Origin of the sequence: Bradyrhizobium sp. SZCCHNRI20481 (genome assembly GCF_032485055.1) — a bacterium.
GTDB lineage: Bacteria > Pseudomonadota > Alphaproteobacteria > Rhizobiales > Xanthobacteraceae > Bradyrhizobium.
Genome location: NZ_JAUEUE010000021.1, coordinates 71748 through 87741, shown reverse-complemented (window position 1 = coordinate 87741; position 15994 = coordinate 71748). Strand labels below are relative to the sequence as shown.

13 protein-coding genes are annotated in these 15994 nt (G+C 66.1%); 5 read left to right on the top strand and 8 right to left on the bottom strand.

Annotated features, from left to right (window positions below; genetic code table 11):
- Positions 1-24 precede the first annotated feature (24 nt).
- From xylA to QX132_RS29115, 5 genes are all read right to left on the bottom strand, one after another.
- Positions 25-1347 (bottom strand): xylose isomerase, encoded by a 1323-nt coding sequence (gene xylA / locus QX132_RS29135; RefSeq protein WP_316163507.1) that lies wholly within the window; start codon positions 1345-1347, stop codon positions 25-27.
- 6 nt (positions 1348-1353) lie between these two features.
- A complete protein-coding gene (xylB, locus tag QX132_RS29130; RefSeq protein WP_316163506.1) occupies positions 1354-2802 on the bottom strand; it encodes a xylulokinase in 1449 nt (482 codons plus the stop codon).
- A 119-nt stretch (positions 2803-2921) separates the two neighbouring features.
- Positions 2922-3950 carry a LacI family DNA-binding transcriptional regulator gene (locus tag QX132_RS29125; RefSeq protein ID WP_315741203.1) on the bottom strand — a complete coding sequence of 343 codons (1029 nt, stop codon included), beginning with the start codon at positions 3948-3950 and terminating at the stop codon, positions 2922-2924.
- Between the two features lie 1064 nt (positions 3951-5014).
- Positions 5015-6187 (bottom strand): 4-hydroxybenzoate 3-monooxygenase, encoded by a 1173-nt coding sequence (gene pobA / locus QX132_RS29120; protein ID WP_315741202.1) that lies wholly within the window; start codon positions 6185-6187, stop codon positions 5015-5017.
- Between the two features lie 178 nt (positions 6188-6365).
- Positions 6366-7280 (bottom strand): helix-turn-helix domain-containing protein, encoded by a 915-nt coding sequence (locus QX132_RS29115; RefSeq protein ID WP_316163505.1) that lies wholly within the window; start codon positions 7278-7280, stop codon positions 6366-6368.
- A gap of 133 nt (positions 7281-7413) precedes the next feature.
- Here QX132_RS29115 and QX132_RS29110 point away from each other — a divergent pair, with 133 nt between their 5' ends.
- The gene (locus tag QX132_RS29110; protein WP_316163504.1) at positions 7414-8577 is read left to right on the top strand and encodes a cytochrome P450; all 1164 of its coding nucleotides are present in this window, start codon (positions 7414-7416) and stop codon (positions 8575-8577) included.
- Between the two features lie 105 nt (positions 8578-8682).
- Here QX132_RS29110 and QX132_RS29105 read toward each other — a convergent pair whose 3' ends face one another.
- Positions 8683-9801: an NADH:flavin oxidoreductase gene (locus QX132_RS29105; RefSeq protein WP_316163503.1), complete on the bottom strand. Its 1119-nt coding sequence runs from the start codon at positions 9799-9801 to the stop codon at positions 8683-8685.
- A 181-nt stretch (positions 9802-9982) separates the two neighbouring features.
- On the opposite strand from QX132_RS29105, the gene QX132_RS29100 reads away from it, so the two are divergent.
- Positions 9983-10306 carry a helix-turn-helix domain-containing protein gene (locus QX132_RS29100; protein WP_315741221.1) on the top strand — a complete coding sequence of 108 codons (324 nt, stop codon included), beginning with the start codon at positions 9983-9985 and terminating at the stop codon, positions 10304-10306.
- A 20-nt stretch (positions 10307-10326) separates the two neighbouring features.
- Here the strand turns inward: QX132_RS29100 and QX132_RS29095 are convergent, their stop codons facing one another.
- A complete protein-coding gene (locus tag QX132_RS29095) occupies positions 10327-11811 on the bottom strand; it encodes an AMP nucleosidase (RefSeq protein WP_316163502.1) in 1485 nt (494 codons plus the stop codon).
- Positions 11812-12061: 250 nt separating this feature from the next.
- Between QX132_RS29095 and QX132_RS29090 the strand changes: the two genes are divergently transcribed.
- From QX132_RS29090 to QX132_RS29080, 3 genes are read left to right on the top strand one after another with little or no spacing between them, the layout of a single operon-like run.
- Positions 12062-12904: a shikimate dehydrogenase gene (locus QX132_RS29090; protein WP_316163501.1), complete on the top strand. Its 843-nt coding sequence runs from the start codon at positions 12062-12064 to the stop codon at positions 12902-12904.
- A 24-nt stretch (positions 12905-12928) separates the two neighbouring features.
- Positions 12929-13780, top strand: coding sequence for an amidohydrolase family protein (locus QX132_RS29085; RefSeq protein ID WP_315798916.1), 852 nt, complete (start codon positions 12929-12931; stop codon positions 13778-13780).
- Positions 13781-13804: 24 nt separating this feature from the next.
- The gene (locus QX132_RS29080; protein ID WP_315798915.1) at positions 13805-14959 is read left to right on the top strand and encodes an ABC transporter substrate-binding protein; all 1155 of its coding nucleotides are present in this window, start codon (positions 13805-13807) and stop codon (positions 14957-14959) included.
- Positions 14960-15022: 63 nt separating this feature from the next.
- On the opposite strand, the gene QX132_RS29075 is transcribed toward QX132_RS29080, so the two are convergent.
- Positions 15023-15994, bottom strand: a complete 972-nt coding sequence (locus tag QX132_RS29075) for a Gfo/Idh/MocA family oxidoreductase (protein WP_315741194.1) — start codon at positions 15992-15994, stop codon at positions 15023-15025.

Genomic DNA, 15994 nt, shown 5'->3' with positions numbered 1-15994 from the left:
GTCATCGTGCGCAGGCCGCCGTCATCAGACATAGCGATTCACCACGCTTTCGAGATATTCCTGCCGGCCGGAGCGCGGCTGCGGATCGAGGCCGGTGTTGACGGCGCGGTCGGCGAGCTCGGCGAGCGAGCGGCGGCCGGCGAGGATCGCCTGCCCCTCCTCGCCGTCCCAGCCAGCGTAGCGCTGCGCGAGCGGCGCCGTCAGAGCACCGTCCTCGAGCATCTGATCGGCGGCGATCAGCGCACGCGCGCAGGCGTCCATCGAGCCGACATGGGCGTGCAGCAGATCATCCGGATCGATCGACTGCCGGCGGATCTTGGCATCGAAGTTCAGCCCGCCCGTGGTGAAGCCGCCGCCCTTGAGCATGTCGTGGAACACCAGCGCCAGCTCCGGCACGTTCATCGCGAACTGGTCGGTGTCCCAGCCGAGCAGATCGTCGCCGCGGTTGATGTCAAGCGAGCCGAACACGCCGAGCGCCTGCGCCAGCGCGATCTCGTGCTGGAACGAGTGGCCGGCGAGGATGGCGTGGTTTTGCTCGATGTTGAGCTTGACGTCGTCGAGCAGATCGTAGCGCCGCAGGAAGGCGTAGCAGGTGGCGACGTCGAAATCGTACTGATGCTTGGTCGGCTCCTTCGGCTTCGGCTCGATCAGCAGCGGCCCCTTGAAGCCGATCTTGTGCTTGTGCTCGACCACCAGCGAGACGAACCGGCCGAGCTGGTCGAGCTCGCGCTTCATGTCGGTGTTGAGCAAGGTCTCATAGCCCTCGCGGCCACCCCACAGCACGTAGTTCTGCCCGCCGAGGCGGTGCGTCACTTCGAGCGCGGCGCGGACCTGCCCCGCCGCATAAGTGAAGACATCCGGGTCCGGATTGGTCGCGGCGCCCGCCATGTAGCGGCGGTGCGAGAACAGGTTGGCCGTGCCCCACAGCAGCCGCACTTTCGCACTCGCCATCTTCTGCTCGAACAGGTCGGCGATGGCGTTGAGATTGGCGACCGACTCCTTCAGCGTCGCGCCTTCCGGCGCGGCGTCGACGTCGTGGAAGGTGAAGAACGGCACGTCGAGCAGCCGGAACAATTCGAACGCGACGTCGGCCTTGGCACGCGCCATCGCCATCGCATCATCGCCATGCTGCCACGGCCGCAGGAAGGTCTCGCCGCCGAACGGATCGCCGCCCGGCCAACAGAACGAATGCCAGTAGCAGACCGCGAAGCGCAGATGATCCTCCATCCGCTTGCCCCGGATGACGCGATCCTTGTCGTACCAGCGGAACGACAGCGGGCTGCGCGACTCGGGCCCGCCATAGGTGACGGTTGCGCCGGTCTGGAAGAAGGGAGCCTGAACGTTCACGAGGGTTTACTCCTTGAGAGCGGGATAGAGCTTGCGCCATTGCGCGTAGGCGGCGTCGTATGCCGCGCGCTGCGTGGCGCGGGGTTCGAAACTCTGCAGCCGCTGCGGCTTGCGGCAGACATCGGCCGGTGCTGCGCCGGTCGCGGCGAGACGGCCGAGCCGCGCGGCACCGATGGCGGCGCCGACCTCACCCTCCTCGACCCGGTGCACGGTGACGCCGAGCACGTCGGCCATGATCTGCGCCCACAACAAGGAGCGCGAGCCGCCGCCGACCAGATCGAGCTCTTTGATCGGCTGCGCGCTACGCGCGAGCGCGGCGAACATGTCGCGTGAGGCAAACGCCACGCCCTCAAGCACTGCCTGCACGAGATCACCACGGCCAGCGGCGCTGCGCAGGCCGACGAAGGCGCCGGCGGCATGGGCATCGTTGTGCGGGGTGCGCTCGCCGTCGAGATAAGGCAGGAACTGCACCGGGCTCGGACGTTCGACGCGCGTGCCGAGCGGCGCCAGCAGCGCGGCTTCCGGCGTCTCGAGAATGCGCGCCAGCCACGCCAGCGAGGCCGCGGCCGACAGCATCACGCCCATCTGATGCCACAGCCCGCCGAGCGCATGGCAGAACGCATGCACGGCCGCTTCCGGCGCCGGCGCGAAGCGGTCGGTCACCCGGAACAGCACGCCTGACGTGCCGAGCGACAGGAAGGCATCGCCAGGCCGGATGGCGCCGAGTCCGATTGCGCTCGCCGCGTTGTCGCCGGCGCCCCCTGCGATCACGACATCAGCGCCCATGCCCCAGCGCCGCGCCAGCTCGGGCGACAACACGGCGCTGCGCTCATTGCCCTCGACCAGGCGCGGCATGTGATCGAGACCGAGCCCGGTCGCCGCCAGCAGTTTCTCCGACCAGCGCCGCGCGCCGACGTCGAGCCACAGGGTGCCCGCCGCATCCGACATGTCCTCGACCATCTCGCCGGACAGCCGATAGCGCACATAGGCCTTCGGCAGCAGCACCGTCGCGACCTCTGCAAAGATCTTCGACTCGTGCTTCGCCACCCAGACGAGCTTCGGCGCGGTGAAGCCGGGCATCGCGAGATTGCCGGCGATCGTGTGCAATTCGGGGCAGCGGCGTTCGAGCTCGGCGCATTCGGCTTGCGAGCGGCCGTCATTCCACAGGATCGCGGGACGCAGCGGCCGGCCGTCGCGACCAAGCAAGGTCGCGCCGTGCATCTGGCCGGACAAGCCGATGCCGCGCACCGCTGACGTCTCACGCGGACGCTCACGCGCGAGATCATCCACCGCGCCGATGACGGCCTCGACCCAGTGATCCGGATTCTGCTCGGACCACAGCGGCTGCGGATGCGACAGCGACAGCGGACGCGAGGCGTTCGCGATCAGCGCGCCCGTCTCGTCCTCCAGCACGGCCTTCACGCCGGATGTGCCGACATCCAGTCCGAGAAACACGACTCCACTCCTCCCACACGGACCGCCAGGCGCCTCGGCGATCTGCGTCGCCTCGAAACCAGCGCCTCGGTCGTTTCTCATTCCGTGTTCGGGCCGACCGCGTCACCGCGGCCACCCGCTCACGGCAGATTGTCCCGCATCACGATGTCGATGCGGATCGTCTCCTGTTCGCTCAGGATCGGCTCGCCGCGCGCCAGCGCCAGGAGCACGCGCACCGCGGAGCGCGCCTCGTGTCCCGGGTTCTGCGAAATCGCCGCATCCATCACGCCGTTCAACAGCAGCTTGCGCGTCAGCGCCGTCACGTCATGGCCGACGAACACGATGTCATCGGCCCGCCCCGACTCGGTCAGCGCCTTGGCGACGCCGGCCGTGCCAGCGCCGACATTGTAGAGCCCGACGATGTCGCGATACTCGGTCAGCAGCTCGCGCATGAGGTGCTCTGAGCGATCGTCCACATCATGCCCCTCAGCAACCGGCAAAACCTCAAGTTGCCGAAACTCCGCCGCCAGAACCTGGCCGAAGCCGAAGATGCGCTCGGCATGATCGCGCAGGCCTTGCGAGCCGGCCATGATCGCGACCCGCCCCGCCCTGCCGCCGGCGAAGCGTCCGACCAGCGCACCCGCGGTGCGGCCAGCGGCGATGTTGTCGATGCCGACATAATGATGCCGCCGCGACGACGGCACGTCGGAGACCAGAGTCACGACCTTGGCGCCGGACTCGACGAGATCATTGATCGCGGCGCGCACGCTCGGATGGTCGAGCGCCACCACCGCCGCACCGTCTACGCGACCGACCAGATCTTCGAGCTTGCCGGCCAGCACAGCCGGATCGAACACGTCCGTCGTGACGACATCGACCGAGAGCCGGCGCGCGGCCATCCAGCTCGCCAACTCGCCGAGATGCGCCTGAATCTGCTGCATGAAGGGATTGGCACCGGACGGCATCACGAAGGCAAAGCGCCGCGAGCGGGCACGGGCGAGTTCGGAGGCCGCCGCATGCGGCTGAAACGCGCTGCGCGCCATCGCATCCTTGACGCGCCGCACCGTGTCCGGGCGCACGCCCGGCCGGTTGTGCAGCACGCGGTCGACGGTGGCGAGGCTCACGCCCGCCTGCCGCGCAATATCCCGCAATGTCAGCGGCGCGTTCATGATCCTCCCCTTTGGGTTGAGGACCATAGCGCGGTTTTTGAGGTGCGCAACTCATTTTTCAGGGCGCGCGGGGAGGCCGACAGACTTTAGCAGTTGGCGCTAATCCAACAGCGCGCCCCGATCATCTGTCCCCCGATCTCGAGCTGAGCGAAGTTGCACCAGCGAAACACGGCGTCATCCTCCAAGCGGCCGCGGAGCGGTGACGGGGCTGACGGTCGCGTGTTCGATCAAGATGCTGCATCCTGCTCATGGGGCTCGCGGGCAGCCGACGTTCCTGCGCGGCATTGAACGCGATCTGCCCGGCCCCCTTCGAAAATTTTCCGCTTTTCAGAAAATTTCTCTTTCGTCTTATCGGAAGATGTGCTTATCTCCGGCCATCCCGCCTCAACGAGAGGGGCGTTGCGCGCGATCGTCACGACACGCGAGGCGGGGATGCGGTGGCCGCGAGAGTTCGAGAGCAGGCTCGCGAGAGCATGCGGACGAGCGATCTCTTGCGGACGTGAAGTCGCAGCGTCCTGACACCCCGATGCTGGTGTTTCGTTCGCGACGGCGCTCGAGGCGCCGCGCGGATCATGGTGGCCAGAAAGCCCGGCGCACCAGGGAGACTGCGTATAAGCGTGAGACTGCCGCGCAGGGAATGCCGGAGTGTTCGGCTGCACCTGTGGTACCTGCCGCCTGCACTTTCTTACGCAGGCGGGCCATGGGTGAGGCCTTCACCCGGCATTCCCTGCGCCCTCTCGATTATGGGAGGGGCGAGTTGATCGCAGACCTCGGGCATCATGTGCCGCGAGACCGCGTTGCCACGTCCTGCCTGCGCTGTTTGAGACGTGAATCCGATCTATCCCAACCGTCGTCCCGGGCAAGCCGTGAGGCGCGAAGCGCGTCACGGCGCCGACCCGGGACCCACACTCCGCGGCAGTCATGATGGGCACAAAGCCAATCGCCAGCCTGCCTCAAACCGCTCCCTGGGGGTATGGGTCCCGGCGTTCGCCGGGACGACAGCGAGGCGACTGATGCGTGGTGCCATCAAGCAGCGCAGGCGAAACGCGTCGCGTTGACCTCGCTCAGAACGGCAGTCCGACATAGTTCTCCGCCAGCGACCGCTGCGCGGCCTCCGACGAGAACAGATAAGCGAGCTCGGTGTCCTGCAGTCTGTCGTCGTAGGACAACCGGTCGGGGAAACGATGCAAGAGCGTCGTCATCCACCAGGAGAAGCGCTGCGCCTTCCAGATCCGCGCCAGCGCCCGCTGCGAATAGCCGTCGATGCCGCGGTCGTCGCCCTTTTTGTAGTGATCGAGCAGCGCATGATAGAGATAGTAGATGTCGGACGCAGCCGAGTTCAGCCCGCGCGCACCGGTCGGCGGCACGATGTGGGCGGCGTCGCCGGCGAGGAACAGCCGGCCGTAGCGCATCGGCTCGGCGACGAAGCTGCGCAGCGGCGCGATGCTCTTCTCGATCGAGGGCCCCGTGATCAGCTTGGCCGCGATCTCCGCCGGCAGCCGGCGCTTCAGCTCCTCCCAGAACGCATCGTCGCTCCAGTCCTCGACCTTGTCGGTGAGCGGCACCTGGACATAGTAGCGGCTCAGCACCTGCGAGCGCAGCGAGCACAGCGCGAAGCCCCGCTCGTGCTTGGCATAGATCAATTCCGGCGACACGGGCTTGGTGCGCGACAGCACGCCGAGCCAGCCGAACGGATACACCCGCTCGTATTCCGTCAGCTTGTCGTGCGGGATCGATTTGCGGCTGACGCCGTGGAAGCCGTCGGCGCCGATGATGTAGTCGCAGTCGATGCGGACGACCTCTTCGTCCTGACGGTAGGTGACGTAAGGCTTGTCGGAGGCGATGTCGTGCGGCGTCACGTCGGTCGCGTTGTGCACGACCTTGCCGCCGAGCTTGTCGCGGGCCTCGTAGAGATCGCGCGTCAGCTCGGTCTGGCCGTAGACCATCACCGAGTTGCCGCCGGAATATTTGTGCAGGTCGACGCGGTCGAGCTTGCCGTCATGGGCGATGTAGAAGCCGTGATGAATCTCGCCCTCGCGGTCCATGCGCTCGCCGCACTGCGCCTCGCGCATCAGCTCGGCAAAGCCGTGCTCGAGCACGCCAGCGCGGATGCGCGACAGCACGTAGTCGCGGCTGGATTTCTCCAGGATGATCGTATCGATGCCCTGCAGGTGCAGGAGCTGCGACAGCATCAGGCCCGACGGGCCTCCGCCGATGATGCAGACTTGGACTTTCATGGGCGTGTTCTCCCGGATTCGTAGACGCAGGCTTGTTGGGTATGCTTTTCAATCGCTGATTTTAGCAAGGAATGTGCTGGGATCACTTGGATGGACGCGGCATTCTCTTGCACTTTTCCGACACCATGCCGCGATGCAAAACGAATGCGAAGGTGGTATCGGGCGGCGCCGATCACCCTTACGGCGGCGCCGCGCCGTCCCCCACCCCCATCGCACGGCGATAGTCGCGCGGGCTCGCCCCGGTGTGCCGCTTGAAGAAGCGGCAGAAATAGGCCGGGTCCTTGAAGCCGAGCTCGAACGCCAGCTTCGACACCGGCGCTGCAATATAGGTGAGCCGCCGGCACGCCTCGCGCGCCAGCCGCGCATGCACGATGTCGAGCGCGGACTGGCCGGTCTCGGCCCGCGTCAACCGATTGAGCCGCTCCGGCGTCATGCCGAGCTCGTCGGCGTAGCGCGCCACCGACCAGTGATCGCGGTGATGCGCCTCGACCAGCACGATGAAGCGGGTGAACAGCGCCGCGTGCCCGCTGCCGCGCCGCGCGCCTTGCGACTGCCGCGCGCTCTGCTGCGCCAGCCGCCACACGATCGAGCGACCGAGCCAATGCGGCACCGGCGAGGCCGCGGAATCGGCGGCGGCGAACTCGTCGGCGAGGTCGACGAACAGCGCGGCGATGCGCCGCGTCGCGACCGCCTGCGCATCGAGATGCAGGATCTGCGCGGTTGCGAACAGGTCGCGCAGCGCCTCGCCGGTCGCCGGGACGTCGCCCTCCACCACCGCCCGCGGATTGAACGTCAGCACATAGCCGTCGGTGTCGCGCGAGAAGCGGAAGGCATGGACCACGCCGGGCGGAATGATCACGGTGACCGGGCCGGTGCAGCGTTCGCGGCTTTCGTCCAAGGCGATCTCGGCCGGACCGGAGGCGACCCAGAGGATCTGGTGCAGGCCCTGGTGCGTATGCGCCTCGATCTCCCAGCGATAGAGCTTGCTGCGCACCTGGATCGGCTCGACATGCAGCATGTCCGGCTGCGCGGCCGACGCTTCGCCGTAGAGCGCGAACGCGGGGATCGACGGCTTGGTGCGAAAGCGGGGCATGAGCGAGAGCTAACCCTGAATGTCGGAAAAGTACAAGTCTTGGCCGGCTTTCGTGTCTCACGCCGCGGCCACGGCTCGGCTAGATCAGTGAAAAGAACAACAACGACCACACTCAATGGAGAGGAGGCCCAACATGTTCGCGTTCGACCCGTATTCGCCTGCGGTCGATGCCGACCCGTTCCCATTCTACAAGACGCTGCGCGACGAGCACCCATGCTTCTGGAGCCCGCAGGCCCAGGTGTGGATTCTGTCGCGCTATGCCGATGTGGCGGCGGCCGGAACGAACTGGCAGACCTATTCGTCGGCCAAGGGCAACCTGATGACCGAGCTGCCGAACCGTGCCGGCGCGACGCTCGGCACCACCGACCCGCCGCGCCACGACCGGCTGCGCGGCCTCGTCCAGCATGCCTTCATGAAGCGCAATCTGGAAAGCCTGTCAGGCCCGATCCGCGACATCGCGCGCGACTGCGCCGAGGCGCTGCGCGGCCAGGACCGGTTCGACTTCATCGAGGCGTTCTCCTCGAAATTCACTGTGCGCGTGCTGTTCGCCGCGCTCGGCCTGCCGCTCGGCGACGAGCAGACTGTGCGCGACAAGGCGGTGCTGATGGTGCAGAGCGATCCGGTGAGCCGCGCCAAGGGACCGCAGCACCTCGCAGCCTACAACTGGATGCAGGACTATGCAGCCGGCATCATCGCAGAGCGCCGCGCTCGGCCGCAGAACGACCTGATCTCGCATTTCAGCATGGCCGAGATCGACGGCGACAAGCTCGACGAGCGCGAGGTGCTGCTGACGACGACAACGCTGATCATGGCCGGCATCGAGTCGCTCGGCGGTTTCATGACGATGCTGGCTTACAATCTCGCCGATCACGCCGAGGCGCGCCGGGCCGTCGTCGCCAATCCCGACCTGATGGCGGACGCCGTGGAAGAGTCGCTGCGCTTCAACACCTCGGCGCAGCGCTTCCGCCGCTGCCTGCAGAAGGACGTCACCTTGCACGGCCAGACCATGCGCGAGGGCGATTTCGTCTGCCTCGCCTACGGCTCCGCCAACCGCGACGAGCGGCAGTTTCCCAATCCGGATGTCTACGACATCGCGCGGAAACCGCGCGGCCATCTCGGTTTCGGCGGCGGCGTGCACGCCTGTCTGGGATCGGCGATCGCGCGCATGGCGATCAGGATCGCGTTCGACGAGCTGCACAAGGTCGTGCCGGACTATCGCCGCACCCAGGAGCAATTGCCCTGGATGCCGTCCTCGACCTTCCGCAGCCCGATGTATCTCGAGCTGACGGTGCATTAGTCCGTCGCAAGGACGGGATGGCAGGCTCGAGCTCGCGCCTCGCTGACGGTACGCCCCCTCGCCCCGCTTGCGCCGGGCGAGGGGCACCAACGGGTCGACAAGAGCTTACACCAGCGCGCCGAGATCCGCCGCGCTGAAGCCCTTCAGGCCCGCCTTGTCGCCGGACTTGATCTTCGCGACCCATTCGGCATCGCTGATCAGCGCGCGGCCGACCGCAATGAGGTCGAACTCCTCCTTGGCCATGCGCTCCAGCAGCGCGTCGAGATCGGCCGTCGTCGACGGCTTGCCGGCAAACGCCGAGAAGAATTCATCGGACAGGCCGACCGAGCCGACGCTGATGGTCGCAGCCCCCGTGATCTTCTTGGCCCAGCCGGCAAAGTTCAGGCCCTTCTCGCCGTCCACGTCCGGGAATTCCGGCTCCCAGAAACGGCGCTGCGAGCAGTGCAGGATGTCGACGCCGGCCGCGACCAGCGGCTGCAGCCAGTCGGCCATCAGCGCCGGCGTCTCTGCGAGGCGCGCCGCATAGTCCTGCTGCTTCCACTGGCTGACGCGCAGGATGATCGGGAAATCGGGACCCACCGCCTTGCGGATCGCGGCGACGACCTCGCCAGCGAAGCGCGAGCGCTCCTTGATGGTGGCGCCACCATAGCGGTCCTCGCGCTTGTTGGTGCCGGACCAGAAGAACTCATCGATCAGATAGCCGTGCGCACCGTGGATCTCGACGGTGTCGAAGCCGACCCGCTTGGCATCGGCCGCGGCTTGCGCGAAGGCGGCAACGGTGTCGGCAATGTCGTTCTCGCTCATCGCGTTGCCGCGCGGCTTGCCCGGCGCAACCAGCCCGGACGGGCTCTCGACCGGCGCATCGGGCTCCCAGCGGCTCATGCCCCTGGTCGAGCCTGTGTGCCAGATCTGTGGCGCGATGCGGCCGCCGGCGGCGTGCACGGCCGTGGCGATGCTCTGCCAGCCGGCCAGCGCGGCATCGCCGTGGAAGAAGGGAATATTGGGCTCGTTGCGCGAGGCCGGGCGGTTGACGACCGTGCCCTCGGTGAGGATCAGCCCCACGCCACCTTCGGCGCGGCGGCGGTAATAAGCGGCGTTGGCCTCGCCGGGAATGCCGTTCGGCGCCGCATTGCGGGTCATCGGCGCCATGACGATGCGGTTCTTCAGCTCCAGCGTCTTCAGGCGGAAGGGACGAAACAGCACGCTGGTATCGAGGTCGGACATTCAGGGGGCTCCATTGCGTTCGGAACCGCTCCAGTATACTTCGTAAACCTGAAGTCAATCAGGCACCCAAAGTCGCTCAGGTATATCCGAGGAAACCGCTGTCGTGACCGCCACGTCGACATCAGAGACCGCCCCGCTCCGCTGCAAGCCGCAGCACTTCTCGTCGGAATGCCCGAGCCGGGTGCTGATCGACCAGATCGCCGACAAATGGTCGATGATGGTGCTGGCGGTGCTCGACTCCGGACCGCTGCGCTTCAACGCGATCAAGAAGCAGCTCGAGGGCGTCACCCAGAAGGCGCTGACGCAGTGCCTGCGCCGGCTGGAGCGCAACGGCCTCGTCGCCCGCGAGGTGATCGCGGACTCGCCGGTCGCGGTTCAGTACGAGATCACGCCGCTCGGCCGTACCCTGCAGCCGCCGTTCCGCGCGCTCTATGCCTGGACCATCGCCAAGATGCCGGAGGTCGAGCAGGCGCGTCAGGCGTTCGACGGGCGCCGGGGCCGCTGATCCCAGGCAGCCACGGGCCGCTATTGAAATGCGACTTCGGCGAAGCTGCGCAGCTTGCGCGAATGCAGCCGCTCCGACTCCTGGTGTTTCAGGAGCTCCAGCGCCTTCAGCCCAATCTGGAGATGCTGGCCGACGCGCTGCCGGTAGAAGTCGCCCGCCATGCCGGCGAGCTTGATCTCGCCATGCAGCGGCTTGTCGGACACGCAGAGCAACGTGCCGTAAGGCACGCGGAAGCGATAGCCATTGGCCGCGATCGTTGCCGACTCCATGTCGAGCGCGATGGCGCGCGATTGCGACAGCCGCCGGATCACCGCCGGACCGCTGATCTCCCAGTTGCGATTGTCGACGCTGGCGACGGTGCCGGTGCGCATCAGCCGCTTCAGCTCGAAACCGGAAAAGCCGGTGACCGCCTCGACGGCCTCTTCCAGTGCGACCTGCACCTCCGCAAGCGCCGGGATCGGCACCCAGGGTGGCAGCTCCTGGTCCAGCACGTGATCCTCTCGGACATAGCCGTGTGCCAGCACATAGTCGCCGAGCCGCTGCGTGTTGCGAAGACCCGCACAATGGCCGACCATCAGCCACGCATGCGGCCGCAGCACCGCGATGTGGTCGGTGACGTTGCGTGCGTTCGAGGGCCCGGTGCCGATGTTGATCAGGGTAATGCCCTGGTGCCCGGGCTCGACCAGGTGAAAGGCCGGCATCTGCGGCGTGCGCGCCGGCGCCGCGCCTGTCGTGCCGCCGCCGAGCCGCGCATTGCGCGTGATGACGTTGCCCGGCTCGACGAACGTCTCGGCGGCGCCCTGCCCCGCCGCGAGCTGCTGACGGCCCCAATCCGCGAAGGCATCGACGTAGAACTGGTAGTTCGTGAAGATCACGAAGTTCTGGAAGTGGTCTGGATCGGTCCCCGTATAGTGATAGAGACGGCGCAGCGAGTAGTCGACGCGCGCGGCCCGAAACAGCGACAGCGGCTCCGGCATGCCCGGCGTCAGCTCGAGCGTGCCGTCGGCGATGGCGTCGTCCATGGTCGACAGATCCGGCACGTCGAACACGTCGCGCAAGGAGCGCGTCACCAGCGGGCTCTCGTGATGCGGCAGCGCCGTCTCGATGTTGATGTCGCGCCGATAGGCGAAATGGACCGGGATCGGCTCAGCCGACTCGCCGATCTCGACCGGTACGCCGTGGTTTTCGATCAGCAGGCGGATCTGCTGGGTCAGGTACGAGCGGAACAGGTCCGGCCGCGTGACGCTGGTCTCGTGCACGCCAGGACCCGCAACGAAGCCGTAGGCGAGACGCGAATCGAGCCGGGCGTGACTTGCGGTGGTCAGCCGCACGAAGGGATAGGTGGCGCGGATCCGTGTCGCCGGCACGACGCCGTTGGCATAGGCCTCGAAATGGCCGCGCAGGAAAGCGGTATTGCGCTCGTAGATCTCCTCGAGCCGGGCCACCGCGGCGGCCGCGTCGGTGAAGGTTTCTGTTGCCACGGGTGGCGGAGATTGGACAGTCAATGGCGATCCTTTGGGTCCGGCGGACGGTCGTCGAGGCAGACTTGCGCAATCATAGAAATCACCCCTGGCTTTGCCCAGGGGGCGGGTCACGCGATGACGCCTATGAACTGGACATTGAGCCATGATGCGCTGCATTGCGACAAGGATTTGTGGCCGAATGTTTCAATTGCCTGTGCGCGTCATTGCTCATAAGACGGTTTCACATTGGCCGGGACAGGCCGATATCTGAAAAGGGAGGTCATCGCGCAGCATGTCGCAAGCGAATGGATTCGGATTGGCCGGCGTCATCGGCATGCCCGTTACTCACTCCCGCTCCCCCACGATCCACAATTTCTGGCTCAACGCGCACGGCCTGCGCGGCGCCTATGTGCCGCTCGCGGTTCAGCCGGAGCGGCTGAAGGATGCGCTCGCAGGACTGGTGGCGCTCGGATTCCGCGGCTGCAACGTGACCATGCCGCACAAGCAGACGGCGATGCCGCTGCTCGATCGGGTGAACGAAACCGCACGCCGCATCGGCGCCGTCAACACCATTGTCGTCGAATCCGACGGCACGCTGAGCGGCTTCAACAATGACGGCAACGGCTTTGTCCAGAGCCTGCGCGACGCCAGGCCGGACTGGCGCGCCGACGAAGGCCCTATTCTTCTGCTCGGCGCCGGCGGTGCAGCGCGCGCGGTCGTTGTGGCGCTGCTTGAGAATGGCGCCCGCGACATCCGCATCAGCAACCGCACCGCCGAGAAGGCGCAGGCCATTGCGGCCGAGTTCGGGTCGGCGATCAGCACGGTGGCGTGGGACGACCGCTCGGCGGCGGTGGCCGACGTCGCGGTGCTGATCAACAGCACCGATCGCGGCATGATCGGTAAGCCGGCGCTGGAGATCGATCTGGGGCGGCTCTCAGCCAAGACGCTCGTGGCAGACCTGATCTACACGCCGCTGGAGACGCCCTTCCTCGCGGACGCGCGCGGGCGCGGCTGCACGACGGTGAACGGGCTCGGCCTGCTGCTCAACCAGGCCCGCCTCGCCTTCCAGGCCTGGTTCGGGGTGCTGCCCGACGTCACGCCCGAACTGATCAAGGCAATTCAGGCGACGTTCTGAACGTCGGTCAGAGAGGGCTCGACCATGGCACTTCCGGCAGGCCCCAGGATCGATTGCCACATCCACGCCATCGATCCCGCGCGCTTCCCCTACGCGCCGGATACGCCCTATCGTCCGACCGGCCAGGAAATTGCGCCCGCCGCGCATCTCATTCGCGTGCTCGACGTCTTCGACGTCCGGCACGCGCTGATCGTCGCGACCAATTCCGGCTATGGCTTCGACAGCCGCATCCTGCTCGACACACTCAGGCTCGGAGATGGCAGGTTCAAGGGCGTCGCGGTCGTCGAGAAGGACGTCGACATCGGGGAACTGGAGCAGTTGAAGGCCGCAGGCGTCATCGGCGTCGCCTTCAACGTGCCGTTTCATGGCACCGACTATTACCGTGACGCCGCGCCGCTGCTGGACAAGCTGACCGACCTCGATCTGTTTCTGCAGGTCCAGGTCGAGCAGGATCAACTGCTCGACTTGCTGCCGCTCATTGAAAGGTCAAAAGTCCGTCTCGTGTTCGATCACTGCGGCCGGCCTGCCGTCGAACACGGGCTGCAGCGCGCCGCCTTCCAGGCGCTGCTCGCACTCGGCCGCGAGCGTGATGCCTATGTGAAGCTATCCGGCTACTACAAGTTCGCGCGGCAGCCCTATCCCTACGCCGATACGTGGCCGTTCATCGCCGCGCTCGTCGATGCCTTCACGCTCGATCGTTGCGTCTGGGGCTCGGACTGGCCTTTCCTGCGTGCGCCTGAACGGCTCGACTACGGGCCGCTGCTGGCCGGCATCACCGCAATCTTTCCAGATCCCAACGACCAGCATCGGCTGCTATGGCGAACGCCATCGCGGCTGCTGGGCTTTGCAGAGATACCGATGAGTTCGTCACCATAAGCAAAAAACAAGGGGGAGGATATCGTGAGACATCTGGGACGACTGAGCGGCGTTGCGCTGGCCGCTTCGCTGTGGGGCTTCCATGCGCATGCCGAGAACACTGTCTACATTCCGGACGTCGTCGAGCTGTCGGGCCCAGGCGCGGTGTCGGGGACGAACTGGCGCGATGGCGTCGCGCTTGCGGTCGACGAAATCAATGCCGCTGGCGGTATTCTCGGCCGCAAGATCGCGACCGAGCATCTCGACACCCAGAGCAATCCCGGCGTCTCCCGCGCCCAGGTCCAGAAGGTGCTCGACCGCGAGCCTTACGTCGTGCTCGGTCCGATCTACTCCGGCTCGGTCAAGGTCAACATGGCGCTGACGCAGCAGGCCGAGGTGCCACAGATCGTCGGCGCCGAGGCGGCCGACATCACCACGCAGGGCAACCCCTGGATCTTCCGCACCGCCTTCGGCCAGCAGTTCAGCATGCCGAAGATCGCCAACTATCTGCACGACCAGCTGAAGGTGAAATCGGTCGCCGTGGTCTGGGTGAATAACGATTTCGGCAAAGGCGGCCGCGACAGCTTCGTCAAGGAGATGAAGACCCGCGGCATCGAGGTGGTGTCGGACATTTCGACCGAGCAGGGCCAGGTCGATTTCGGCTCGGACGTGATCAAGCTGAAGAACGTCAAGGCCGACGCGATCTTCGTCTACACCAACGAGGAAGAAAGCGCGCGTTTCCTGATCGAGGCCAAACGTCAGGGATTGTCGGTGCCGCTGTTCGGAGAGACGACGCTGCTCAGTCAGAAGGTCGTGGAGCTCGCAGGCCCCGCCGCCAACGGCGTGCGCGGCCATGTCGGCCTGAGCGCGGATGCGCCGGTCCCAGCCATCCAGGCCTTTGCGAAGAAGTTCAACGAGCGCTACCGCTACTGGCCCGACCATAACGGCATCAAAGGCTATACCGCGGTCTATCTCATCAAATACGTGACCGAGATGATCGGCAAGTTCGACGGCCACGCTTTCGGCGCCACCATGAAGGGATTGACGCTGACGCCGGACAAGGCACCGGGCATGCTGATGGAGGCAAGCTGGGACCAGAACGGCGACATCGACCGTGAGAGCTTCCTGGCCGAGATCGTCGACGGCAAGCAGAAGATTGTCGCGACGCTGCCGAAGCTGAAGCCGTCCAAGGCGCCATAAGCGGCCGCGGGGCCGCGCCTGGGAAGTCCCCTCCCCGCGCCTACCACGCGAGGAGGGATAGTGTCAGCCCTTGGCGAGCTGCTCGTCGAGATCGTGCAGCACCTGGTAGCAGGGCAGCACCTGGGCCACGGAGGCGTTGGGCTCGCGGCCCTCGCGGATCGCGGCGAAGAACTCGCGGTCCTGCAGCTCGATGCCGTTCATGGAGACATCGACCTTGGAGACGTCGATCTTCTCTTCCTTGCCGTTCACCAGATCGTCGTAGCGGGCGATGTAGGTGCCGGTGTCGCCGATGTAGCGGAAGAAAGTTCCGAGCGGGCCGTCATTGTTGAACGACAGCGACAAGGTGCAGATCGCGCCATTGGCGGTCTTGAGCTGGATCGACATGTCCATGGCAATGCCGAGGTTGGGATGAATCGGTCCCTGCACAGCATTGGCCTTCACGATCGGCGAGCCCGCCTGATAGGCGAACAGGTCGACGGTGTGCGCGGCGTGGTGCCACAAGAGGTGATCGGTCCAGCTGCGCGGCTGGCCCAGCGCGTTCATGTTGGTGCGGCGGAAGAAGTAGGTCTGCACATCCATCTGCTGGATGTGGAATTCGCCGGCCTTGATCTTCTTGTGCACCCATTGATGACTGGGGTTGAAGCGGCGGGTGTGGCCGCACATCGCGACCAGCCCAGTCTCCTTCTGCAGCTCGACGACCTGCTGCGCGTCCTTCAGCGAGTCCGCCAGCGGGATCTCGACCTGTACGTGCTTGCCGGCCTTGAGGCAGTCGATCGCCTGCGCCGCATGCATCTGCGTCGGGGTGCAGAGAATGACGGCGTCAACCTCCGGCAGCTTCAGGCTGTCGGCGAGTTCGGTCGAGACGTGCTTGATGCCGTATTTGTCGGCGACTTCCTTGGTCTGGTCGAAGCGGCGCCCGACCAGCGACACCACCTCGACACCGTCGATGTTCTTGATGCCGTCGAGATGCTTGATGCCGAAGGCGCCGGCGCCGGCGAGCGCGACCTTGATGGTCTTAGAACCGTCTTTGGCCAT

Coding starts and splice junctions, on each gene's coding strand:
- QX132_RS29125 (WP_315741203.1), bottom strand. CDS start 3,950: ATGAACGCGCCGCTGACATTGCGGGATATTGCGCGGCAGGCGGGCGTG.
- pobA (WP_315741202.1), bottom strand. CDS start 6,187: ATGAAAGTCCAAGTCTGCATCATCGGCGGAGGCCCGTCGGGCCTGATG.
- QX132_RS29115 (WP_316163505.1), bottom strand. CDS start 7,280: ATGCCCCGCTTTCGCACCAAGCCGTCGATCCCCGCGTTCGCGCTCTAC.
- QX132_RS29110 (WP_316163504.1), top strand. CDS start 7,414: ATGTTCGCGTTCGACCCGTATTCGCCTGCGGTCGATGCCGACCCGTTC.
- QX132_RS29105 (WP_316163503.1), bottom strand. CDS start 9,801: ATGTCCGACCTCGATACCAGCGTGCTGTTTCGTCCCTTCCGCCTGAAG.
- QX132_RS29090 (WP_316163501.1), top strand. CDS start 12,062: ATGTCGCAAGCGAATGGATTCGGATTGGCCGGCGTCATCGGCATGCCC.
- QX132_RS29085 (WP_315798916.1), top strand. CDS start 12,929: ATGGCACTTCCGGCAGGCCCCAGGATCGATTGCCACATCCACGCCATC.
- QX132_RS29075 (WP_315741194.1), bottom strand. CDS start 15,994: ATGGCCAAAGACGGTTCTAAGACCATCAAGGTCGCGCTCGCCGGCGCC.